This is a genomic window from Ruegeria sp. Alg231-54, from assembly GCF_900143525.1.
Lineage (GTDB): Bacteria > Pseudomonadota > Alphaproteobacteria > Rhodobacterales > Rhodobacteraceae > Ruegeria.
This window is the reverse complement of record NZ_FREZ01000003.1, coordinates 289839-306870: the sequence shown is the minus strand read 5'-3', so window position 1 is coordinate 306870 and position 17032 is coordinate 289839. Positions and strand designations below refer to the sequence as shown.

Genomic DNA, 17032 nt, shown 5'->3' with positions numbered 1-17032 from the left:
GCGCGGGGCGAAAATCCGATGGGTCGTGACTCAGGTGTTGCGGGGTTCCGCGAACCAAGACAGAGTTCGCTCTGGCGCCACTGACGTGGAATCAGGGAGAGCGAAATGCGGCACGCTAAGAATGTTTTGTTCATCATCATAGATCAGTTGCGCGCCGACTGTCTGAACGGCGCTTTAGCGGCCCATGTCGATCTGCCAAACCTGCGTGCATTCATGGACGAGGCGGTGACGTTTGACCGGCATTTTTCGGTGACCAACCCCTGTGGCCCTTCGCGTGTGTCAATCCTGACCGGGCAATATGCGATGAACCACCGGTCGGTTCGCAATGGAACCCCGTTGCGGCATGATACCCCGAACATCGCGACCGAAATGCGCAAAGCCGGCTATCTGCCCATGCTGTTTGGATACACGGATACATCCGCCGACCCTAGGGTTCATGACCACAACGATCCGATCCTGAAATCCTATGAACACCCAATGGCCGGGTTTCATGAGGTCCTCGAAATGCGGTTGGAGGAATCCTATCCTTGGCGCGGACATCTGATGCAAAAGGGTTATGCGTTCGAAGACTATTGGGACGTTCACAAGCCGGTCGCGCCGAATGGGGTTGATCCCCGGTTGAATGACCCTGCGATGTATCGGGCGGAAGACAGTGATACTGCGTTCCTGACGGACGTGTTCTTGAACAGCATGGCGCCTTATGTTGGCCAAGACTGGTTTGCCCATCTGACCTATATTCGACCACACCCGCCATTGGTCGCCCCGGCACCCTACAATGATATGTATGACCCAGCGACCCTGCCTCGGCCCGAAGGGTTCTCTGATCCGATGGATGAGCGGGCGATGCACCCGTTTGTTGGCCCGACAATTGACAATACGTCCGCCGGTGATTTTGTTCTGGGCTTTGACGGGGTTGAGCCGACGCTTGAAAACACCCAATCGCTACGCGCCGTTTATTTGGGCCTTGCGACCGAGGTTGACCATCACATCGGGCGTGTCGTCCAGTTCCTGAAGGATAGTGGCCAATACGACAACACGATGGTTGTCATCACTGCGGATCACGGAGAGATGCTGGGCGACCGACACAGCTGGGGCAAGATGGCAGTCTTTGACGCCGCCTATAAAACGCCACTGATGATTAGGGACCCCAACAATCAATCGCATGCCGGGTCGGTGATCTCGGTACCGACGGAATCCATTGACATAACGCCGACGATTTTGGATTGGGTCGGCCAGCCGATCCCGAATTCCATGGACGGCCGGTCGTTGCTGCCGCTGTTGCAAGGGAAAATCCCCGACGATTGGCGCACATATTCCTTCAGTGAATTGGATTTTGCCGAACCTGAGCAGCCAACAATCTGGCAGCAGGTTTTGGGGACGGGCAATAGCGACTCGTGCCTTGGCATCCTGAGGGATGAGCGTTTCACTCTGGTCGAATTCGCCGCAGACCTTCCGCCCATGCTGTTTGATCAGCAGGATGGTGGAGAATTGCGGAACAAAGCAAATGATCCCGAATGTATGTCGGTCTTGATGCGCCTATCCAGACAAATGTTGCGCCACCGCATGCAAAATATGGATCATACACTGTCCCTGGATTCCATTACGGCGGATGGTCCCAAGACCAAATCCAGGTATTGAACGCAAAATAAATGCGACTCGTTTTTCCAACCTGTCGCGCTGTTGCCCTCTACACCTGTAACAGATCCGGTGTTACGCATGTGTCGCGGGGAGGATGGATTTGGAAATAACCGAGCAACAGATAAAATCCATGACGACGGCTGGCCTGAATCTGATCGGCCAGGCCCTGTCAATTTATGACAGCCAGCTTCGGCTGGTGGTCAGCAATCGACCGTTTCAGACGATGTTCGATTTGCCGGACCATCTTGTCCAGCCCGGCGCGTTGTTCAGTGACACAATCCGACACCTCGCATCCAGTGGCGAATACGGCGATGTCGATGATGTCGAAGCGGCTGTCGATCTGCGTGTCAATCAAGCTCTTACGTTCGAATCTCACTATATCGAACGTGTTCGGGCCAATGGCCAGGTCATATCGGTCGAAGGGGCCCCTCTGCCCAAAGGTGGATGGGTAGCGGTCTACACGGACATCACCAATACCAAACAGGCTGAGGCCCTGTTGCGCGCCCGTTCCGAGGAGCTGTCTGGTCAATTGCTTGACCGGGCAGAGGAGCTGTCAGCAGCGAACAGAAAATTGGCGGCCACAAACTCGGCTTTAGAGGAAGCCAAACGCCAATTGACCGAGATCGAAGCGCGCACCCGCATGACGACCGAGATGATGCCGGCCCATATTGCACATCTGGATGCCGAAGGCCGTTACGATTACTCCAACCGGCGGCTAAACTCGGTCATGCCAGGTCGCCCGTCCGAGATTTTGGGTATGCATATTTCTCAGGCATTGGGATCTGCCGCTTTCACACGCGTCCAGGCGCATCTGAAAAAGGCCTACGCCGGGGAAACCTCTGTTTTTGAATTTACCGAAGATCAGGATTCCAGGCGCATTCGCGTATCCTTCACACCTGATGGCGAAGGTGGTGTTTACATCATGTCCGTCGACATCACCGAGGAAACGCAGGCGCGTGTCGCGCTGCAACAGACCCGCCGCCGCGCGATGGCCGCACAGATGACGAGTGGGTTGGCACATGATTTCTCGAATTTGTTGACCATTATCTTAGGCATGCAGTCCCGATTGGAAAAGATGGATCTGCTGGAAGACGCACGTGAGTTGATCGACGCGACCAAGCAGACAGCGCGCAGAGGCGGACAATTGCTGAATCGCATCGCCGACATGACGGGTAACCGGACGCCTCAACCCAAAGCGACGGACATGCGCGGGTTGCTCGAGGATTTGCGCATTCTGGCCTCTCCATCCTTGCCGCGCGGGGTTGGCCTTTCGGTGGTCAATACGTTGCCGGACAAAGCCCTTATGCTGGATCCTGGGATGGTTCAGGACGCCTTGCTGAACCTGGTTTTGAATGCGCGCGATGCTTGTGGTGAAACCGGTCAGATTACAATCAGCGCCCACACAATCGGTGAGATATGGACGGAAATAGCAGTGTCAGACACGGGCCCCGGGTTTTCGAAAGATGCGTTGGATAAGGCGCTGAACCCATTTTTCACAACTAAAGGAGACAAAGGGTCGGGCCTTGGTCTGCCGATGGTCTACGACACCGTCAAGCTGGCCGGAGGCGATCTGAGTCTGCGCAACACCCCGTCAGGTGCGTCGGTCATTTTGCGATTGCCTTACCGTGCGGCCCCGCCGGTACAGGAGGGGTTGGTTCTGTTGGTCGAAGACAGCAACGATCTGCGCAGTCAGTTCCGCGATATGTTGGTCGACATCGGGTTTGCAGTGATTGAAGCGACGTCTTGTGACGAAGCCATCGCCCTGGCAAAAGATGTCAAAGACATTGCTTTGGTGCTGTCCGATATTCGCCTTGAAGGGCAGGAGACGGGTTTGGATCTTTTGGCAAAACTGGAGCCCGCCTTGCCCCGTATCCTTATGACATCCTTGCCTTATTCCGATCCGTTGTATCGCGAGGCGCTGAAACGTGCGCCGGTGCTGCGGAAGCCCTTTACCCGGGCGCAACTGTCCGCCCTGATCCGTGACGAGGCTGCCTGATGACTCAACCGCTGGTGACCATCGTCGATGATGAGCCCGAGATCCGGCGCATTCTGACCGACGCGCTTGAAGAAGCAGGCTTTCGCACCCAGAGCTTTGCGCGCGCGCGGGAATTCGAAGCGTCGCTCAAACGGGTCACGCCGGACGTATGTCTGGTTGACTTGTCATTGCCGGATACGGACGGGTTGGCACTGGTCCATCGGCTGGCGCTGGAGCAGGGGGCTTCGGTCATCATCATATCCGGTCGTGCTCAGGTTCAGGATCGTGTCACCGGTTTGGAACTGGGGGCGGATGACTATATTACCAAGCCATTCGACCCTGCCGAAGTTGTGGCGCGCATTCGGGCGCGGTTGCGGTCCCCCAAGGCGCAGACCACACAGTCTGACGTGGCGCGTTTCAACGGTTGGACGGCTTATTTTGATCGCTACATCCTAGAAGACGGATCCGGCGCCGAGACCCCGTTCAGTCATGCAGAGGGAGAAGTTCTGAGGCTGTTTCTGGAAAGTCCCAAGCGATTGATCAGCCGCACTCAGATGCAAGATGCCCTGGGTGGCGCTGCCGGCGACAGTTTCGATCGTGCGATGGATGTTAGAATTTCCAGGTTGCGGACCAAACTGGGCGAAGACCCCAAAAACCCTCGCCTGATCAAGACTATCTATGGTGCCGGATATATATTTTTGGGTGAGGTTGAATGGTAAACAATGGTTTAAACGACGCCCTGCCGCGTTAATACTTGGGGCACCAGTTTGTCGTTTGACGCCGCGCCTTATTATTCGCGCAGAGCGCGATCCTTGATCTTGATTACGGGTTGCAAAAGGTAGTCTAGAACCGTTTTCTGCCTGATAAGATATCCACTTTCGCAACCATCCCGGGGATGATCTCGACGGCAACGCCGCTTGCGTCCAGAATAGTGTGACGTGTCTGGATTTCGATGACGAATACCTCTTCATCATTACGTTCCGGCCTTGTCACCGTGTTCGCGCCTATGCGGGTGATCTCACCGTCCAGCGCACCATAACGCGCAAAATCATAGGCCGTAATTTTCACCTTGCGGCAATATCCTTCCGACGACCCTTATTGGTGGGGCCGGTGATGACATATTGATTGCGGGTTCGGCCGCGACCACAATGACGGGCGGGTCCGGTGCCGACATCTTTGTCATGCAATACGGAGCGGAAACCACCACAATCACGGACTTTCAGGCCGGTATCGACCGGTTGGACACATTCGACTATCCGCTGCTCAGAACGCCGGGACAGTTGACTTTTACCGTGACGGCGCAAGGCGCCCGGATTGAATACTTCAATGAGACAATATACGTGAATTCCGCCTCTGGTGGTCCGCTGACCAGCGCTCAGGTTTTTGGCGCGGGTTTTGGCGGCCCCGATCACATTCCCGTCGATTTCGGCGATTTCGTGGGGCTCGATCCGGGCAGTTCCGATGGGGTTTTGGGGGATGTTTCAATTAACTCACAAACCGCCAACCCCAGCCTCAGCGACGCAGAAATCAGCTTCACCCCAAATGGCGGAGCTACAATCACTTTACGTGCAGACAGCAATGGACGGTTCGATTTGAATTTACCGTCCGGCACTTTTGGGGGCGAGTTCGACGTCATCAAGACCTATTCCACTGCGAGCAAGGACATCAACGCATTGGACGCGCTGCAGGTTTTGCGAATTTCAGTCGGACTGAACCCGACATGGGGACCGGCCTCGAAGGAGAATTTGATAGCGGCAGATTTCAACCGGGATGGCTCGGTGAATGCGCTCGATGCATTGTCGATTTTGCAAGTGGCGGTCGGACAGCCCACTGCTGTTCGCCCGGAATGGGTTTTCATCGACAGTGACGCGGACCTTTCAGGGATCACGCACACTGACGTTTCTTATGATACCGGGGCCAATGTGGTGGCTATGGATGGCGTGATTGCCTCCGACATGACCTCAATCCTGCTGGGCAACCTCGAAGCGCCTTAGTGCGACCGGGCGGTCACTCTCGGAACGCCCGGTTGAAGTAATCTGCCAGTGGTTTGACCAAATAAGACATTGGCGTACGTTCGTCCGTCTTGATCAACGTTTCCACTGGCATGCCGGGCAGCAGTTCCTGCCCTTTCAGACGATCAACTTGCCCGTCTTGTGGAACGACTTCGGCGCGATAGAATGTCTGGCCGGTGTTTTCGTCGGTAAACGTATCAGCCGAGACATTCATAACCTGTCCGTCAATTTCAGGCGTTTCACGCTGATTGAACGCGGGAAACCGCAACAAAACCGGCTGGCCAACATGCAACTGGTCCACGTGAATTGCATCGACGCGCGCGGCGACGACCAGGGGCGTATCCTGCGGTACCAGATACATCATAGGTTCCGCCGGTTGGATCACGGACTGCAGGGCAAAGACCTGACTGCCGTACACCGTTCCCGAAACCGGGGCGCGGATATCCAGTCGCGAAAGGCGGGTGTCCAATGACAGACGGCGCTCGGCCAATTCAGCAATCTGGGACTGAATATCACGCAGGGTCGTGATGGCCTCTTCTCGCCGCGTCGCCTCTAGCTCGACGATCGCGATTTCAGTCGCTGAAATCTCGCCTCCCAGACGAGCAGCCGCGGCTTCCAGGCGACCAATATCCCCGGTCAGGCTTGCCTCTTCGCGTTGCAGGGCTGAAACACGACTGGCCTGAGTGAGGCCGCGCTGAAGCAAGCTTTGCTGATCGTCCAGTTCGGTTTGGATCAATTCAACCTGACGCCGCAACGAGACAAGCTGCGCTTCGGTACCGTCGATTTCACTTTCGATTTGAACGGTCTGTTTGCCCAGTTGCTCAGTTTGCTGGTCCAATGTATTCAATCGCGCCTCGAACAGGCGTTGCTGACCGGCGATCAGATCAGGGTCGATGTTTTCCTGTTGCTGAATCTCAGCCAACCGGGCGGCCAAAGCTTCGGCATTTGCGCCATCGCGCTCGACTTCCAAACGGGCCCGGCGGGCCAGCAGTTCGAAAAGCTGGGCTTCAACAATGGTTTTCTCGGACGACAGAAACGTATCATCCAACCGCAGCAGCAATTCGCCGCTGGTGACGGCATCGCCATCGCGCACATAGATCTCACCAACAACGCCGCCGTCGGGGTGTTCAATCACCTGACGGTTGCTTTCGACCTCGATAATGCCCTGAGAGATAATGGCACCGGCCAAACGCGTGTTGACTGCCCAAACACCCAAACCGCCAACAAGGATGCCAAGGGCCGCAAATCCGACCAGGGCAGGGATCGTAATGCGCCATACAGGGCGCGGATTATTTGTTTTGTCCTGCATCAGTTGCTAGCCTTGCTAAGGTTGCGCTTGATCGATCCGGCATTTTGAACGACTGCGCCCAAAACCTCATCCCTTGGGCCGGATTTGACAACCTGTCCTCGTTCGACAACCGCAAGATCATCACATTCCGAGATCGCTTGGGGACGGTGCGTCATAATGATCGTAGACTTTCCCGCGGCCTTAAGATCGCGGACAGCGGCGTTCAGCGCCTCGGTTCCATCGGCATCCAGCGCCGAGTTCGGTTCGTCCAGGATCAACAAAACGGGGTCTCCGTACAGCGCGCGCGAGAGCGCGATCCGCTGCTTCTGACCGCCTGACAGCTGACTGTCATTGCCTTCCAGAATGGTATCGTAGCCTTTTTCCAGCGTCAGAATCAGCTCATGCGCATTGGCCTTTTTGGCTGCTGCTACAACAGCTTCAGGGTTTGGGTATTCCGACATGCGCGCGATGTTTTCGGCGACAGTTCCGTTGAATAGCGTAACTTCCTGCGGCAGGTATCCGATATGCTGACCAAGATCAGTTGGATCATATTGATCTAGCGTTGCGCCTCCCAACCGGATCTCGCCTGCAGCAGGATGCCAGATACCCAAAAGCGCTTTGGCCAAAGTGGATTTTCCTGACCCGCTTTTTCCGATGACACCAAGTGCCCGCCCCGGCTCAAGGTTCAATGAGACGTTACGCAGGGTTGGAGTATCCGCTCCTGGCGGGATGACTGTCAGGCCCTTGGCTGTTAGCCGTGCCTGGGGCACAGGCAGCTTGGTGCGCTGTGCTTCCGGCGGCGTGGCATCCAAAAACCGGCTCAACGAGGTCCACGCAGTTCGGGCACGTTCAACGACAGCCCATTGCCCAACGACCTGTTCAACAGGAGCCAAAGCGCGGCCCAGTAGGATTGATCCCGCGATCATCGCGCCGGGTGTCAGTTCGTTACGCAGAACCAGCAATGCCCCAAGTGCCAGCATTGCAGATTGCAAAAACAGCCGCAGCGATTTCGTCACTGACGTAAAGCTGCCGGTCCAGTCACTGGCGGCGATTGTTTGTTTCAAGGCGTCTGTTCGTTGACGCTGCCATCTACGCGTGATGTCCTCTTGCATGCCTTGCGAGCGTACGACTTCGGCTGCCTGTCGGGCATGTTCGGAAAAGATGTTGGCTTTTGCCGACGCGGTTTGCGCCAAAGCGACCTTGCGACGAGTCAGTAATTGGTTCAGCAACGCGATCACAACCAAAAGCGAGCCACCGCCAACAGCCAGCCAACCCAGAAGCGGATGGAACAGAAAAATTGCGGCAATAAAGATAGGCGTCCAAGGTATGTCCATGATGGCCAGCAGAACCGGAGAAGAACACAGGTTTTGGATTGATTCCAGATCGCGCAACGCTGTTGCGGGCGCAGCCCGGGCGTGCGGGTGCAGCGATCGGCGCAGGGTCGCATCAAAGACGCGTTCGTCCAACTGCGACTGAAATCGCGCACCGAAACGGGCCACAATTCGGCCCCGCGCGAAATCGAGCATGGCCATAAGGCCGTACAAAAGTGCCACCAGCAAAAACAGCGCAGCCAACGTTTCTACCGCTCGGGACCCAAGAACGCGATCATAGACCTGCAACATGAACAAAGGCCCGGTCAGCATCAGTAAGTTGACAAAGATACTAAACAAAAACGCCAGCACCAGGAACGTGATCCCCTGGTTGCGCGCCGATTGCATTTCACGTCTTGGCTGTGCTGCCATGTGGTTCTTAATATTCACGAACGAAGCTTCTCGTGTTTGTTGCTCGGGTTTCGAATGGGCTAGCATTCGCGCGCATCCTAGACTGATGTCCCAACAGTGGAAACACATGTCGTCGCGGATGGTCCATATGCCGCCGACCGAGCTTCGAAATCGGCGTTTTCACTATGGTTTATTAGCATTAACTCGCACGTTGAGTGAAGGGATACTCCCCTGACCTTCAAATAGCGCATTCGGGACAGAGTCCACATGACAAGTACCTCAGGCCCTAAGCCGCGTTCTTGTCATGGTCGCGTCCAGCTTTAACCTCGCCGATACAATGGGGCTTATTGATCCGTTTCGTGCGGTCAATTGTCTGGATGGCAAACCCTATTTTGAATGGAACTTCGGGTCCGAGACAGGCGGCTATTGTGTTACAAGCAATAGCGCGGGGATAAGCATAGTTGCGCTTAGTGACGTCGATGTGACCGATACAATGGTGGCTTCAACGAGCTGGACACTTGAACAGTACCTGACCTGGAAAACGGACAATGCTCTTCGTCACTGGGTGTGCTGAACCCAAAGGCGTTGTCTCGGCCGACTAGGCGGTCCGCGGTGGGCCAACAATGCTGTTCAACTTTGGGGCAGGTTTCAGGCTTTTTGCGCTCACTTGCTCAAACCTTCAACGGATTGGGGATGACTCGGGCAATGTTCACCTGACCGATGATGTAACCCGACAACTGGATGACAGAGTTGCAGCGGAAACGTGTGGAAAATTGTTGGGCAGGCTGTCACGGAAACGTGATGCAAGGATCGTTGCCCGGCTAAAGCGGATTGCAAGATTGCGCTGACATTTGGTGTGTTCGCAAAGGTTCACCAGGGCCATCATCGTGCTGACGCCGATCGTGTCTTTGCTGCGATTCTGACGGCGCTCGGACGCGCGGCAGAACGCGGCGCGCTCGTTTATGTTCACCAGCCCGTCAGCCGTTTTCACCCAATACCTTGATGGCCCCAAGCAGACGGGCGATTTCCTGTTCCGTGTTGTAGTGACAGAAGGAAATGCGGATGCAATCCGACAGGCCGAGCGGTGCAAGGACGTTGCCGGAATAGTGGTCGGCCTTTCGCGTATGGGTACGAATGCCTTGTTGATTCAATATCTCGACCACATCTTCGGATGCCCGCTCCTTGATCACGACCGACACCAGCCCTTCGCGGGCCGGGTTGTCGGCACCCGCCAGAACGGTCACGTGATCCATATCGCGCAGCCCAGGCAGATTGCCTGTGCCATTAATGGCAGTATTGGTCAGGTGGGTCTCATAGGCGTAAATGGCGCGACCCGCAGCCTCGATCCGCTTGCGCGGCTCGGTCTCATCCGAAACTTCGCCACCGAGCCAGTCAAAATACGCTACTACGTCTGATACGGTTGCATACGATCCCGTATCGCGGGTCCCGAACTCCCACCCGGTTGCGGGTGCGTCGACCAACATGTCATGCGGCAAAGCGCTGAGTTTGTCAGAAATCCAGGCGATGCCATATCCGTGACGCGAAAACACTTTATAGGGCGAGATCGCGTAGCCATCGACATTATAGCCATCCAGGTCCAGTTGCCCGTGGGCTGCGTGCTGAATGCCGTCGACGATGATCAAACAATCTGGTGCCACTGAGCGGATCGCCGCGGAAATCGCAGCTACGTCCATGCCCATGCCTGTCACGGGCGACGCATGCAGGATCGTTGCCACTACGACATCTGGCGTCATCAGCGCGGTATAGTCATCGGCCGTCACCAATCCGGTGTCGTTGCCGTGGGGCACATTCACATACTCCAGCCCTGCGATTTCAGCCCAACGGTGTGCTGCGCTTCGGGTGGCCGGGTGCTCGATGGATGAACCTATCACTTTTGACCCTTTGGGGGCGACCAGACACGCGGTGCGGATCATGCGAAACAGCAACTCGGTTCCGCTTTCACCTGCGAAGAACTGCCCGGAAGATGCGTTCATGAACACGGCCAGGTCGTCCTTGGCCTTGTTAATAACGCCTTGGGTTCCCTGACCTGCCGGATTTATGCGCCCGGGATTGTCCGGGATTGCTGCATAGAAAGCCGAGGTTTCAGCGACGGATTTCAATGTAAGTGCTCCGCCCGCATTCTCGAAAAAGATGCGTTCCCCCTGAAACGGGCAAGTGCCAACATGGGCGAACCGGTCGCGGATGGCGTCGATGAGGGCAGGGTTGTCTTGGATCATAGATTTGTCCTGTGCATAGTCAGAGCGCGGTTCACGATCGTGCGGCGGAGCTTGGCCACCGCGATAAGGCATTTTTCGGAAAACCGTCGACAGAGTCATCGAAAATTCCGCGAATTGAATTGATAAGGCCGTATGCTGCCATCCTGCCAAGCGACAACGCGACATGATTGCGCTGCACCGTCGTTTTGTGTCGCTATCGAACTATTCTTTCCTATTAATTTTCGCGCGTTTTACCGTGAGATCCAGATGAGAATGGCGTCTTCTGTTGGCTCGTGTGTGTGGTGAAGCAGTCGATATGTATCGTGAACGGTTTCATATCCTCGACAAAGGTTTTTGTCAGCTTAAGCATTCTTCCCGCAGGATGATTTTCACGATGATCGGGCACTATCCTGTCGTTGGTAGATACGCTAGTTTTCTAAAAAATATAATACTATCAAAAAGTTGCGCTAGATTTATCTATTTACTAAAAATTTAGTTTGACAGGTGCGCAGAAAATCGCTGATGCTGTCTGCTATCCGGTTTGCGCCGGAAAACCATAATTTTTTGGGAGGAAAGAGATGCGGAGACATCTACTTTCCGCAGTGGCGGCTGTTGCCGTCATTGCGGGGCACGGTCCCGTTTGGGCCGACGAAGCCGCAGCACAACGTTGGATCGACGATGAATTCCAGCCATCGACCTTGTCGAAAGACGAACAGATGTCGGAAATGCAGTGGTTCATCGAAGCTGCACAGCCTTATGCTGGCATGGAAATCAACGTCCTGTCCGAAGGCATTCCGACCCATTCCTACGAATCCGAGGTCCTGACCAAGGCGTTCGAGGAAATCACCGGTATCAAGGTCAATCACCAGATCCTTGGTGAGGGCGAAGTGGTTCAGGCGGTTCAGACCCAGTTGCAGACAGGCCGGAACCTGTACGACGGCTATGTCAACGACAGTGACCTGATCGGCACGCATTCGCGTTTGCAGCTGGCCTATCCGCTGACCGATATGATGGGTGGCGACTGGGCCGGTACGACCTCACCGACGCTGGATCTGGATGATTTCATGGGCATTCAGTTCACCACCGGTCCGGACGGCAAGCTGTATCAGCTGCCGGATCAGCAGTTCGCAAACCTCTATTGGTTCCGCAAGGACTGGTTCGATGATGAGGCCAACAAAGCCGCGTTCAAAGAGAAGTACGGCTATGATCTGGGTGTTCCGGTCAACTGGTCAGCTTACGAGGACATCGCAGATTTCTTCACCAACGACGTGAAAGAAGTCGACGGCACCACGATCTATGGTCACATGGATTACGGCAAGCGTGCGCCCGACCTAGGTTGGCGTATGACTGATGCATGGCTGTCGATGGCTGGTGCAGGTGATAAAGGCGAGCCAAACGGTATCCCCGTCGACGAATGGGGCATCCGCATGGAAGCAGGAACCTGTAACCCCGTTGGTGCATCCGTATCACGCGGTGGTGCGGCCAACGGTCCGGCCGCGGTCTATGCGATCCGTAAGTGGGATGAATGGCTGCGGAACTATGCACCTCCGGGTGCGGCTTCTTATGACTTCTACCAGTCACTGCCGGCGCTTAGCCAGGGCAACGTGGCCCAGCAGATCTTCTGGTACACCGCCTTTACCGCAGACATGGTGAAGCCCAAGTCCGAGGGCAACAACACCGTGGATGACGAAGGCACGCCGCTTTGGCGGATGGCACCCAGCCCGCACGGCCCCTATTGGGAAGATGGCCAGAAGGTCGGGTATCAGGACGTGGGTTCCTGGACATTCCTGAAGTCGACCCCTGCGGATCGTGCTCAGGCGGCTTGGCTCTATGCTCAGTTCGTGACCTCCAAGACCGTCGATGTGAAGAAGTCCCACGTGGGTCTGACCTTCATCCGCGACAGCTCGGTCAACCACGAGTCGTTCACCGAGCGCGCACCTAAGCTGGGTGGTCTGGTCGAGTTCTACCGCTCGCCTGACCGTGTGGCATGGTCGCCGACCGGTATCAACGTGCCGGACTATCCGAAGCTGGCCCAGATCTGGTGGCAGCAGATCGGTGACGTGAACTCGGGTGCCTTCACCCCGCAAGAGGCGATGGACCGTCTGGCCGAAGAGATGGACATCACCATGGCCCGCATGCAGGCCGCGGATGAAAGTGCTGGTGTCTACGGTGGCTGTGGTCCCCGCTTGAACGAACCGCAGGATGCGTCGTTCTGGTTGGAAAAAGCAGGCTCGCCCAAAGCCAAGCTCGAGAACGAAAAGCCGCAGGGCCAGACCGTCAACTACGACGAACTGGTTCAGCGCTGGCAGTCTCAGTAAGCCATTGAAACCCGGGGATGCCGTTTCAGGCATCCCCACCTCAAGACCAGTGCGACGCACTGAAGAACCGGAACCCACGGACATGATCGAACTACAAGATGCCACCAAACGCGTCGGCAACGTTATCCATATCAAGCCCACGACCCTGACGCTGCAAACCGGCCATTTCAATGTGCTGCTGGGCGCGACGGGATCGGGCAAAACCTCTCTGATCAAGATGATGGCCGGGCTGGACCCGGTCGCCTCCGGCAAGGTGCTGATGGACGGGCAGGACGTCACAAGGCTGAACACGCAAAAGCGGCAGATCAGCCTCGTGCACCAGTTCTTCGTGAACTATCCGCATATGACTGTTTTTGACAACATCGCCTCGCCGTTGCGTGTGGCTGGGATGGCGAAATCCGAGATTGAAGGGCGCGTGGAAGAGGCCGCCGACTTGCTGCAACTGCGCCCTATGTTGCATCGTCGACCGCATGAGTTGTCAGGCGGCCAACAACAACGTACCGCGTTGGCCCGTGCCATCGCAAAAGAAAGCCGAGCCGTGTTCCTCGATGAACCGTTGGCCAACCTGGATTACAAGCTGCGCGAAGAACTGCGCGAGCAACTACCCGACCTGTTTGCCGGTCGTGGGGCGGTGGTGGTTTACGCCACCTCGGAACCCGAAGAGGCGCTGCTTTTGGGTGGGTATACCGCCCTTATGGAAGACGGTCGCGTTACGCAATTCGGCCCGACTGCTGATATCTATCGCAACCCTGAGAATATTGCCGCTGCGCGCGTGTTCTCAGACCCGCCGATCAATGTGGCCCGCGTCACCGTGTCCGGCGCACAAGCGCGATTGGCGGGTGGAGGTGGCTGGCAGGTCGCGGATATGACCGATGGCGAGTACATGGTCGCAGTGCGGCCGCACCGAGTGACACCAATCCGCACCTCGGATGCGGATGTGGAACTGACCGGTCGGGTGATTGTAACCGAATTGTCAGGGTCGGATTCCAGCGCTCATTTTCAGCATGGGGACGATGCGTGGGTCTCTTTGGCAGCTGGTGTACACCCCTATCAGGTGGGCGAAGACCATCGTTTTTTCATGAACCCGGCCCATTGCCGGTATTTCGGCCAAGACGGCAAAAGGGTAGCCTGACATGGCACAGATCAAGCTTTCAAACCTCAAACACAGCTATATGCCGACGCCAAAAGGCCCGGATGACTACGCGCTGAAGGAAATCGACGTGACCTGGCGAGATGGTGGAGCTTATGCCCTGTTAGGGCCGTCCGGCTGTGGGAAGTCCACGTTGCTGAACATCATTTCCGGCCTTCTGACACCGTCTGAGGGGCAGATCCTGTTCGATGACCGCGACGTGACTGCCTTGCCGCCCGATCAACGCAATATCGCGCAGGTGTTCCAGTTTCCAGTGATCTACGACACGATGACCGTGGGTGAAAACCTGGCTTTTCCGCTGAAAAACCGGGGGGTCGACGCCGCGACAATCAAACGCCGCGTCGATGAGATTGCCGAGATGCTGGACGTCACCGAGTTGCTGAAAACCCGCGCGTCGGGCCTTAGCCCGGACAACAAACAGAAGATCTCGATGGGGCGCGGTTTGGTGCGTGATGACGTGAATGCGGTGATGTTCGACGAACCGCTGACTGTGATCGACCCTCACCTGAAATGGAAACTGCGGTCGAAACTGAAGGAACTGCATCAGCGCGTCAAAGCCACGATGATTTACGTGACCCACGATCAGACCGAGGCGCTGACCTTCGCGGACGAAGTGGTCGTGATGCAAGACGGCGAAGTGGTTCAGATCGGCACACCTGTCGAGCTGTTCGAGCGGCCCCAGCACACTTTTGTTGGTCACTTCATCGGCTCACCCGGCATGAACGTCTTGCCATGTGAAGCTAGGGGCGACCGCGCCGTTTTCGAAGGCCACGAAGTGATGCTGGAAGGTCCGACCCATGGTGACGGCGGTCGCACCGATCTGGGCATTCGCCCCGAATATGTTGGGTTCGGGGACACCGGTATCCCGGCACATGTGACAAAGGTTTCGGATATTGGCCGTCACTACGTGGTAAGCGCCATGGTAGGTAACACGGCCCTAAAAGCAGTAACTGAACACAGTGTTCCGGAACCGGGATCGCAAGTCTTCCTGCAATTCAAACCTGAACAATCGCGCGTCTATCGCGACGGCTGGATCGCAAGCGAGGAGCGGGCACAATGAGAACGGAAAACCAAAAGGCATGGTTCTTTGTCTTGCCGGTTCTGGCACTGGTCGCGTTCAACGCGCTGGTGCCGATGATGACGGTGGTCAACTACTCAGTGCAGGAGACCTTCGGCAACAACCAGTTCTTCTGGGAGGGACTGGGCTGGTTCGAACAAATCCTGCGGTCCGACCGGTTCCAGGCCGCACTTGGACGGCAGTTCCTGTTCACTTTCCTGATCCTGCTGATTGAGGTGCCCCTGGGCATCATCGTGGCCCTTTCGATGCCGCGCAAAGGGTTCTGGGTTCCTGTCTGTCTGGTTCTCATGGCTCTGCCGATGCTGATCCCGTGGAATGTAGTCGGGTCGATGTGGAATATCTTTACCCTGCCCAAGATCGGCTTGCTGGGCTATTTCCTAAATGACGTTTTGGGCATCAACTATGACATGACACAGCAACCGCTGTCGGCGTGGATCACGGTCGTCATCATGGATGTCTGGCACTGGACTTCATTGGTCGTACTGCTTTGCTATGCGGGTCTCGTATCGATCCCGGACGCCTATTATCAGGCCGCCAAGATTGACGGCGCCAGCCCGTGGTCGGTGTTCCGCTATATTCAGCTGCCCAAGATGAAAACAGTCCTGACCATCGCCGTGCTGCTACGATTCATGGACAGTTTCAACATCTATACCGAGCCCTTCGTTCTGACCGGAGGCGGCCCCGGCAATTCAACCACCTTGCTGTCGATCGACCTTGTGAAGATCGCATTGGGACAGTTCGACCTTGGCCCTGCAGCGGCGATGAGCCTAATCTACTTCGCAATCACGCTGCTGGTGTCTTGGGTATTCTACACTCTGATGACAAAGGATGACGCGCAATGAAGAAGCGGTCCCTTATTCCGATCCTCTATATCGCGTTTCTGATGCTGCCGATCTATTGGCTGGTGGCGATGTCCTTCAAGACCACGAACGAGATTCTGTCGGGCTTTTCCCTGTTCCCTCAGACCTTCACGCTGGAGAATTACATCACCATCTTCACAGATCCGACGTGGTATTGGGGCTACATAAATTCGATTGCCTACGTGACGATCAACACGGTGCTTTCCGTTTGTGTGGCCTTGCCCGCTGCCTATGCGTTCTCGCGGTATCGGTTTCTTGGTGACAAACAGTTGTTTTTCTGGTTGCTGACCAACCGTATGGCGCCGGCTGCGGTGTTCGCGCTGCCCTTCTTCCAGCTATATTCATCCATCGGTCTGTTCGACACATACCTGGCCGTGGCACTTGCCCATACACTGTTCAACGTGCCGCTGGCCGTTTGGATCCTGGAAGGTTTCATGCGCGGCATTCCCAAAGAGCTGGATGAGACCGCCTATGTGGATGGCTATTCGTTTCCACGCTTCTTCGTGACGATTTTCCTGCCGAACATCAAAGCGGGTGTCGGTGTCGCGGCCTTCTTCTGTTTCATGTTTTCGTGGGTCGAGATGCTGTTGGCCAAAACCCTGACTGCGGTAGAGGCTAAACCCATCGCTGCCGTGATGACGCGTACTGCCTCCAGCGCCGGGTACGAGCTGGGCCTGCTGGCCGCTGCTGGAACCCTGACCATCATCCCCGGAGCCATCGTCATTTGGTTTGTCCGCAACTACATCGCGCGCGGTTTCGCGATGGGTCGTGTGTGA

General features: G+C 56.1%; 13 protein-coding genes. 9 read left to right on the top strand and 4 right to left on the bottom strand.

The features are described 5' to 3' along the window. Positions 1-105 precede the first annotated feature (105 nt). The 3 genes from DHN12_RS08235 to DHN12_RS08225 all read left to right on the top strand — a co-directional run bounded on the left by DHN12_RS08235 (position 106) and on the right by DHN12_RS08225 (position 4332). Positions 106-1638, top strand: coding sequence for a sulfatase-like hydrolase/transferase (locus tag DHN12_RS08235; protein WP_108859751.1), 1533 nt, complete (start codon positions 106-108; stop codon positions 1636-1638). A 130-nt stretch (positions 1639-1768) separates the two neighbouring features. Then, positions 1769-3634, top strand: coding sequence for a PAS-domain containing protein (locus tag DHN12_RS08230; RefSeq protein WP_234416581.1), 1866 nt, complete (start codon positions 1769-1771; stop codon positions 3632-3634). Continuing rightward, the gene (locus DHN12_RS08225; RefSeq protein WP_108859750.1) at positions 3634-4332 is read left to right on the top strand and encodes a response regulator transcription factor; all 699 of its coding nucleotides are present in this window, start codon (positions 3634-3636) and stop codon (positions 4330-4332) included. The genes DHN12_RS08230 and DHN12_RS08225 overlap by 1 nt, the downstream gene beginning before the upstream one ends. Positions 4333-4456: 124 nt before the next feature. On the opposite strand, the gene DHN12_RS08220 is transcribed toward DHN12_RS08225, so the two are convergent. Then, entirely contained in the window at positions 4457-4681 is a 225-nt protein-coding gene (locus DHN12_RS08220; protein ID WP_234416580.1) for a hypothetical protein, read from the bottom strand. 11 nt (positions 4682-4692) lie between these two features. Here DHN12_RS08220 and DHN12_RS08215 point away from each other — a divergent pair, with 11 nt between their 5' ends. Then, positions 4693-5607, top strand: coding sequence for a dockerin type I domain-containing protein (locus tag DHN12_RS08215; protein ID WP_373455754.1), 915 nt, complete (start codon positions 4693-4695; stop codon positions 5605-5607). 13 nt (positions 5608-5620) lie between these two features. On the opposite strand, the gene DHN12_RS08210 is transcribed toward DHN12_RS08215, so the two are convergent. From DHN12_RS08210 to DHN12_RS08190, 3 genes are all read right to left on the bottom strand, one after another. Then, a complete protein-coding gene (locus DHN12_RS08210; RefSeq protein ID WP_108859748.1) occupies positions 5621-6934 on the bottom strand; it encodes an HlyD family type I secretion periplasmic adaptor subunit in 1314 nt (437 codons plus the stop codon). Further along, positions 6934-8631, bottom strand: a complete 1698-nt coding sequence (locus DHN12_RS08205; RefSeq protein ID WP_108859747.1) for a type I secretion system permease/ATPase — start codon at positions 8629-8631, stop codon at positions 6934-6936. Before DHN12_RS08205 ends, DHN12_RS08210 begins: the two co-directional genes overlap by 1 nt. A gap of 980 nt (positions 8632-9611) precedes the next feature. Further along, positions 9612-10871, bottom strand: a complete 1260-nt coding sequence (locus DHN12_RS08190; RefSeq protein ID WP_108859925.1) for an aminotransferase class V-fold PLP-dependent enzyme — start codon at positions 10869-10871, stop codon at positions 9612-9614. A gap of 557 nt (positions 10872-11428) precedes the next feature. On the opposite strand from DHN12_RS08190, the gene DHN12_RS08185 reads away from it, so the two are divergent. The 5 genes from DHN12_RS08185 to DHN12_RS08165 all read left to right on the top strand — a co-directional run bounded on the left by DHN12_RS08185 (position 11429) and on the right by DHN12_RS08165 (position 17032). Next, positions 11429-13168, top strand: a complete 1740-nt coding sequence (locus tag DHN12_RS08185; RefSeq protein WP_058274618.1) for an ABC transporter substrate-binding protein — start codon at positions 11429-11431, stop codon at positions 13166-13168. Positions 13169-13250: 82 nt separating this feature from the next. Then, on the top strand, positions 13251-14300 hold the full coding sequence (locus DHN12_RS08180; RefSeq protein WP_108859744.1) for an ABC transporter ATP-binding protein: 1050 nt from the start codon (positions 13251-13253) through the stop codon (positions 14298-14300). Position 14301: 1 nt separating this feature from the next. Beyond that, positions 14302-15378 carry an ABC transporter ATP-binding protein gene (locus DHN12_RS08175; RefSeq protein ID WP_108859743.1) on the top strand — a complete coding sequence of 359 codons (1077 nt, stop codon included), beginning with the start codon at positions 14302-14304 and terminating at the stop codon, positions 15376-15378. Continuing rightward, the gene (locus DHN12_RS08170) at positions 15375-16238 is read left to right on the top strand and encodes a carbohydrate ABC transporter permease (RefSeq protein ID WP_058274620.1); all 864 of its coding nucleotides are present in this window, start codon (positions 15375-15377) and stop codon (positions 16236-16238) included. The genes DHN12_RS08175 and DHN12_RS08170 overlap by 4 nt, the downstream gene beginning before the upstream one ends. Further along, complete coding sequence (locus tag DHN12_RS08165; RefSeq protein ID WP_058274621.1) at positions 16235-17032, top strand: carbohydrate ABC transporter permease; 798 nt, start codon at positions 16235-16237, stop codon at positions 17030-17032. Before DHN12_RS08170 ends, DHN12_RS08165 begins: the two co-directional genes overlap by 4 nt.